General features: G+C 41.0%; 7 protein-coding genes and 1 pseudogene. 5 read left to right on the plus strand and 3 right to left on the minus strand.

Annotation, left to right across the window (positions count from 1 at the left end):
* Positions 1-53: 53 nt before the first annotated feature.
* Entirely contained in the window at positions 54-1307 is a 1254-nt protein-coding gene (locus tag DWA30_RS10085; RefSeq protein ID WP_114492420.1) for a tyrosine-type recombinase/integrase, read from the plus strand.
* 41 nt (positions 1308-1348) lie between these two features.
* Here the strand turns inward: DWA30_RS10085 and DWA30_RS10090 are convergent.
* Positions 1349-1549 (minus strand): annotated as a pseudogene (locus tag DWA30_RS10090) (DUF6691 family protein); the annotation flags it as partial.
* A 271-nt stretch (positions 1550-1820) separates the two neighbouring features.
* Between DWA30_RS10090 and DWA30_RS13330 the strand changes: the two are divergent.
* Positions 1821-2249 (plus strand): transposase, encoded by a 429-nt coding sequence (locus tag DWA30_RS13330; protein WP_168421764.1) that lies wholly within the window; start codon positions 1821-1823, stop codon positions 2247-2249.
* 12 nt (positions 2250-2261) lie between these two features.
* On the opposite strand, the gene DWA30_RS13600 is transcribed toward DWA30_RS13330, so the two are convergent.
* The gene (locus DWA30_RS13600; protein WP_114492422.1) at positions 2262-2591 is read right to left on the minus strand and encodes a transposase; all 330 of its coding nucleotides are present in this window, start codon (positions 2589-2591) and stop codon (positions 2262-2264) included.
* A 24-nt stretch (positions 2592-2615) separates the two neighbouring features.
* Entirely contained in the window at positions 2616-3086 is a 471-nt protein-coding gene (locus DWA30_RS13605) for a transposase (protein ID WP_114492423.1), read from the minus strand.
* A gap of 149 nt (positions 3087-3235) precedes the next feature.
* On the opposite strand from DWA30_RS13605, the gene DWA30_RS10110 reads away from it, so the two are divergent.
* The 3 genes from DWA30_RS10110 (at position 3236) to DWA30_RS10120 (ending at position 5776) form a co-directional block, all read left to right on the plus strand.
* Positions 3236-3919: a response regulator transcription factor gene (locus tag DWA30_RS10110; RefSeq protein ID WP_114492424.1), complete on the plus strand. Its 684-nt coding sequence runs from the start codon at positions 3236-3238 to the stop codon at positions 3917-3919.
* The gene (locus DWA30_RS10115) at positions 3916-5181 is read left to right on the plus strand and encodes a sensor histidine kinase (protein WP_114492425.1); all 1266 of its coding nucleotides are present in this window, start codon (positions 3916-3918) and stop codon (positions 5179-5181) included. The genes DWA30_RS10110 and DWA30_RS10115 overlap by 4 nt, the downstream gene beginning before the upstream one ends.
* Before the next feature lie 70 nt (positions 5182-5251).
* Positions 5252-5776 (plus strand): hypothetical protein, encoded by a 525-nt coding sequence (locus DWA30_RS10120; RefSeq protein WP_114492426.1) that lies wholly within the window; start codon positions 5252-5254, stop codon positions 5774-5776.
* Positions 5777-5780 lie beyond the last annotated feature (4 nt).

The raw sequence follows: 5780 nt of genomic DNA on the forward strand, positions 1-5780 counted from the left end.
TGTGCGTAAAGTGTGCGTAAAATTGGCTACCTTTAATTGCAAAAATTTTACTTATGGCACGAGCGAGACTTACCTTGGACACCCGGAAAAAATCAAAAAATTCTGATGGTTTTTATCCTATCGTCATTCGTATTTTTCATCGAAAGCCACGGATGATTCGTATGGATACAAATACGTCAATTTGCGGATGGGACAGCATTAATATGGAATTGAAAAAATCTGCTAATGCCAATAGAGATTTAGACTGTGATAAAGTTAACGTGGAACTTTATGATAAACTACACGCCGCTAAATCAATAATAAATGAATTGGGCGATACTATCGATAACATTGGCGTGGATATTTTGATTGAGAACATTAAAAAGACCTGGGATAATTCATTGGATTCCGAATTAAAAAAGAATCTATCTAATCCACTCACAATAAATGAATGGTCAAAGGTTCTTATAAGCAGGAAGTTGAAGGAAGAAGAACCTGGTACGGCGAAATGGTATAAGGATTCAATTAGCGCGATTACAAAATTTAATGAAGGGCAACCTCTTAAATTCTTTGAGTTGACGGTAACGTTTTTGAAAGAGTTTGAATCAGAACATAAGGCTAAAGGCAATTCCAATAATACCATAAGTTCTTACTTGCGTGGGGTCAGAGCTATATATAATAGTGCAATCAAAGAAGATAAGTACATCCCTGAAAAAAATCCTTTTCTCTTTTATAAGATTCCAACTACTCGAAGGACTAAAAAGAAGGCTCTTCCCAAGGAAAATTTTGCCACTATTCGCGAGCTGGATTATCCTGTTGGAAGCAATCTATTCCACACCAAAAATTATCTTTTGAGTATGTTTAACTGTCGAGGGATGAACTTAATCGACCTTGCAAAACTAAAAGTTCGGGATATCAAGCAGGGTAGGATTTTTTATGGCCGAAGTAAAACCGACGACCCACTATCAGTTAAAATCACTAAAGAGCTGCGTTCGATACTTGACTATTATACCGTTGGTAAGGAACCGAATGATTTTATTTTTCCTATTGGCTATGACGGTTCTGTAGCTACATTTAAAAAATACCGTTCCGACCGCAGATTGGTTAATAAATTGTGTAAGATAATTGCGAAAGATGCTAATTTGAATGTTCCACTAACATCTTACTACGTTAGGCATTCTTGGGCTACGATTGCAAAAAATATGGGCATATCTACGGAAATAATAAGCGAAGGGCTTGGACACCATACCTTGAGAACAACGGAAATTTATCTCAAAAGTTTCGATAATGAGGTGCTGGATGATGCGAATGAATTAATAGTCGCATAACCGAAGTTATTCAAATGTCTCTAAGTTGATTTGGATAATTTTTAATGCGGCAACCTATCCCTAATCAGACCATATAAAAAAGTTCCAACCACAGCCCCAAAAATCACAATCAAAATAGAAATATATCCTGCGCCTACCAATACATACATAGGCCCAGGGCAAGCCCCTGCCAATGCCCAGCCCAAACCGAAAATGATACCGCCAATGAGATATCGAGCGACACTTTTGTTCTTGGGTTTCAAACTTATTTCGCTACCAACTCAACGCCGTGGAACGCAACCTGGGCCACATCGAGGCCATGGCGCGCATGTTCGGGGCAACGGACTTCCCCCTGCTCCGAAAATACCTCAAGCGGCTGTGGGTCGCCCAAGAGGTCGCCCGCCAGCAGCGGTACATGTACGACACCGCATCGTTTCCCCGTCCCAGCCGCACGTTAGGCCCATCGTCAGGGGCAAGCAGGGCAGGCCCGTGGAGTTCGGGGCCAAGCTCGGCCTCTCGCACTTTGACGGGCACATGGCCGCCGACACCCTTAGCCGGGACGCCTACAACGAATCGGACGACCTGAAGGGACAGGCCGAAGCCTACAGGGCGCTTTTCGGCCATTGGCCCGAGCTGATCCAGGCCGACAAGATCTACGCCACCAACGAAAACAGGAAATGGTGCCGGGAGAACGGCATACGCCTGACGGCGACACCGAAGGGGCGGCCCGTGGAAAAAACGAGGCGGAAGAAGGCCAGGGAAAGGGAGGAATACGCCGACAGGAACGCCATCGAGGGGCGCATCGGCAACGCGAAGCAGGTGCTGTCGCTCAACCAGATCAGGGCAAAGTTGAGGGAGACCTCCGAATCATGGATAGGGGCGACGCTCTTCGTACTGAACCTGTCCGTCCTCGCACAAAAATCGGCTTTACTTTTTGAGCAAGCCCTAACTACTGACCTTTAATATAGAACTCGTTTAAACTTTTAATAGGATAAGGGCGAAAGTTAAATAATGCCAATTCAGCCAGGATTCATCCAAGGTATCAAACCTGACCAAAAGGGTCCTGAAGCTATCTACCCAAGCAAAACATCTTTCATTGACAAAGCGCTGGTCATAAACCTGTTGGTTAAAATCCCTTTTCCTTCCACGCTTTTTCCTTTTTCTGTTCCTAAGGTTCTCTACAATGTCAGGCGTCATTTTCCTTCGTTGTATGGCTCGCCTAAAAGACTTGCTGTCAAAGCCTTTGTCGGCATTTTGGATGCTGTTCTCCAAGCAAAGGCCACATGCGTTGAGTTGCCTTACCATACTTGCGTACTGGGGAACAATCCCTTACAGGTCATTGTGGTTCCCACTGATGATGCCCCCATTGGCAATGGGTATCCCTTTTCCATCGGTCATGACCAAAATGTTCGAGGTACGCCCCCTCTTGCGGTGTTGGTAAGCCACACTTTGGGCCGCCTTTTTTACCAGGCTATGGGTGCCGTCGAGGTTCAATTTTTCCGTGTCCAATTTGTCTTTTTGTATCTCCAAATAGGTATGGAACATTTCCTCGAACACCCCACATCTGCACCATTTACGATAACAGTAATAGACCGTTTGCCAAGAAAACGGCGGGGCAATACCCTCTATATCAATGAACAAAAATTGCCATTGGCTTCCCGTTTTGAGTTTATGGACGATGCACTTAAAGATATCGGCCATGTCAAACCGGCTCTTAAAACCCCTATTGTTTTTTGCAATAAAGGGCAAAACACAGTTTTCCAATTCGTTTTCTGTTAACTTTGCGTACTTGCAGTTCATCTTTTTGTAATTTATTGGTTCTCAACTCTAAATTACTTATTTTGAACTGCTTTTTATTTTTCGAAAAAGTTTAAATCACTTCATATTTATTTCTTCAAGGCAAGAAGTACCGATTTTTTACAGAATTTAGCAGTTTATTTGTAGGGACTATGAAGTTACTTATTGTTGAAGACGAGATCCAATTACTAAAATCCCTTGAAGATTTTGCATCGAAGGAATCTTATTTTTATGATTCTGTTGCAACCCTTCAGGGCGCATTGGAAAGGGTCGACCTCTATGATTACGACTGTATTGTACTGGACATCAACTTACCTGACGGTAACGGGTTCGAACTCTTGGAAATTCTGTACCGAAAGGAAAAAAGCCATGGGGTAATTATACTATCGGCACGCGATTCATTGGAAGACAAACTGAAGGGCCTAGGATTGGGCGCCGATGATTATTTGACCAAACCGTTTTATTTTTCTGAACTTGATGCTCGAATAAAAGCTATTATACGCAGAAAACAATTCAAGACCAACAAACTGGTCAATTTTGCAAACCTGGTCGTCGACCCTGATCAACATCAAGTCGGACTAAATGATCTGGAAAATAGTATTTCCCTTACCAAAAAAGAATTTGCCATACTTACTCATTTGATCAATAATCATAAAAGGGTTCTAACCAAAGTTGCATTGGCCGAATACATATGGGGTGATTACGTAGATGAAGCACAAAGCTTTGACTTTCTATTTTCCCAAATTAAAAACCTTCGACGAAAATTGGTCAAGGCCGGAGCCGAAGTTGAAATCAGAAATATATATGGTGTCGGGTATCAAATCGAGGAAATATGAAGCTCCTTAACTATACCTCCCGTATTCAACTTGTTCTCTTCCTGATCCTCTTTGGGATCTTTTCGGTATTGTTTTTTTTGGTATTGAGTTGGAATGTACTGCAAAATGTAGATGAAGTATTGTTTAACCGGAAAATGAATCTTTTGGTGTATCTTAAGGAAAATCCCCGGGCGCCCTTTGTGGAAGACAATCCGCTGGACGATTTTACTTTTTATCCCATAGATAAAGAAACCTTTCAAAAAAGAAAGGAGGTATATACAGACACCCTCGTTTACGAACCGGTGGATGACGAACTGGACGAATACCGTAAACTCAGTGCCCATGTAAAACTACATGGAGACTATTACAGGCTGGAAATCGTAAAACCCCACCTGGAAGTAACTGAAATAATAAGTACCATCGCCATTACCTTGGGAGGATTGCTCTTAGGTATAACTTTGTGTTACTATCTGTCACAACGCTTTATATCCAAAAAGATATGGAACCCTTTCTACGAAATGCTTGAGAAATTGAGGCATTATCGGTTGGATAAGCAGCAAACACCAGTTCTCTCACCTTCCCGGATCGATGAATTCCAAACCCTCTGGGATGCCATCACAGAACTCATGGAAAAAAACAAAGAAGTATTTGACAGCCAAAAACAGTTTATTGAAAATGCTTCCCACGAAATGCAAACACCTTTGTCTGTTATCCAATCACGTTTAGAAACCCTTATTAGCCTAGAACCAACATTTGACCAAGCAGCCATAATAGAAAGTATCATTAGATCGACACAACGTTTAAAAAAATTAAATAAGACCCTGTTGCTCCTATCTAAAATTGAAAACCGGCAATTTCTTCTTTCCGAAAAAATTCCTGTAAACGGAATCATCAACAAATCCCTAGTTTATTACGAAGAACAGAAAGGTGCACAAGGCATTGAGGTCACCATAAAAAAAGAGACTGAGCTGATTGTTCAGGGAAATGTAGTGCTTACCGAAATATTGATCCAGAATCTGCTTAAAAATGCCTTCCTGCACAATACCAAGGAAGGGAAGGTCATTATTTCCATAATGAAAAACAGGCTTTCCATCGTTAACACAGGAAGGCTAAAAGCCTTGGACAAAGAAAAATTGTTTCACCGTTTTTATAAACAGTCCGGCAACCCGGATACGTGGGGGCTGGGACTGGCCATTGCCCGCAAGATATCTGAAACAAGCGGATGGGGACTTCATTATCGTGAAGAAGAAGGGTTGCACATTTTTGAAGTGGATTTCGAATAACCAGAGTATCTTCCCGAATTCCTACAGATTCTAGTCATATACTTGTACTTGATAAATCATTAAACTAGTAATGAACAGAGCCGAAAAACAACTCATACTTATTTTGCTTATATTATTTTTAACAAGTAATATTGCTCTTTCTCAGAAAGATAATAAATCAGCTAATTACCCAAAGATAAAAAGCTACTTCAGTATTGTTCATCCAATTGCTACATTCACACGGAATGAAAATCATTTTAATTTTAGTGGTAGCTATAACGTAGGTTTCCCAGTTGGAATCAATTTTTTACAAAGTGATAAAATAGCTTATAGTATAGAATTTGTGCCTACGATTTCTGTTAATGACAATACAAGCAGCGTAACCGGTCTATTATTTCATCCTGGTGTTATCTACCGAAACATAGGAGGGTTTAATTTTTTAACCAGACTTGCTTTTAATACCAGTGGTCGTTATGGTTTTACAGCCGTTGTAAACAAACCAATAATAAAAAAGAAAAAGGTGACCTATTTTCTTGCAATACCCATTCCGTTTCGGTTTGGAAATGGGTTGCCTGCTTCCATAAATTTTGGTTTTCAAGTAGGGATGATTTTTTAGCATA

This window comes from Candidatus Ulvibacter alkanivorans (assembly GCF_003333325.1).
GTDB classification, from domain to species: domain Bacteria; phylum Bacteroidota; class Bacteroidia; order Flavobacteriales; family Flavobacteriaceae; genus Ulvibacter_A; species Ulvibacter_A alkanivorans.

What these genes read in the sequence shown, in the direction of transcription:
- DWA30_RS10110 (WP_114492424.1), top strand. Translation starts at nt 3,236, where the DNA reads ATGAAGTTACTTATTGTTGAAGACGAGATCCAATTACTAAAATCCCTT.
- DWA30_RS10115 (WP_114492425.1), top strand. Translation starts at nt 3,916, where the DNA reads ATGAAGCTCCTTAACTATACCTCCCGTATTCAACTTGTTCTCTTCCTG.
- DWA30_RS10120 (WP_114492426.1), top strand. Translation starts at nt 5,252, where the DNA reads ATGAACAGAGCCGAAAAACAACTCATACTTATTTTGCTTATATTATTT.
- DWA30_RS10085 (WP_114492420.1), top strand. Translation starts at nt 54, where the DNA reads ATGGCACGAGCGAGACTTACCTTGGACACCCGGAAAAAATCAAAAAAT.
- DWA30_RS13605 (WP_114492423.1), bottom strand. Translation starts at nt 3,086, where the DNA reads ATGAACTGCAAGTACGCAAAGTTAACAGAAAACGAATTGGAAAACTGT.
- DWA30_RS13600 (WP_114492422.1), bottom strand. Translation starts at nt 2,591, where the DNA reads ATGGTAAGGCAACTCAACGCATGTGGCCTTTGCTTGGAGAACAGCATC.
- DWA30_RS13330 (WP_168421764.1), top strand. Translation starts at nt 1,821, where the DNA reads ATGGCCGCCGACACCCTTAGCCGGGACGCCTACAACGAATCGGACGAC.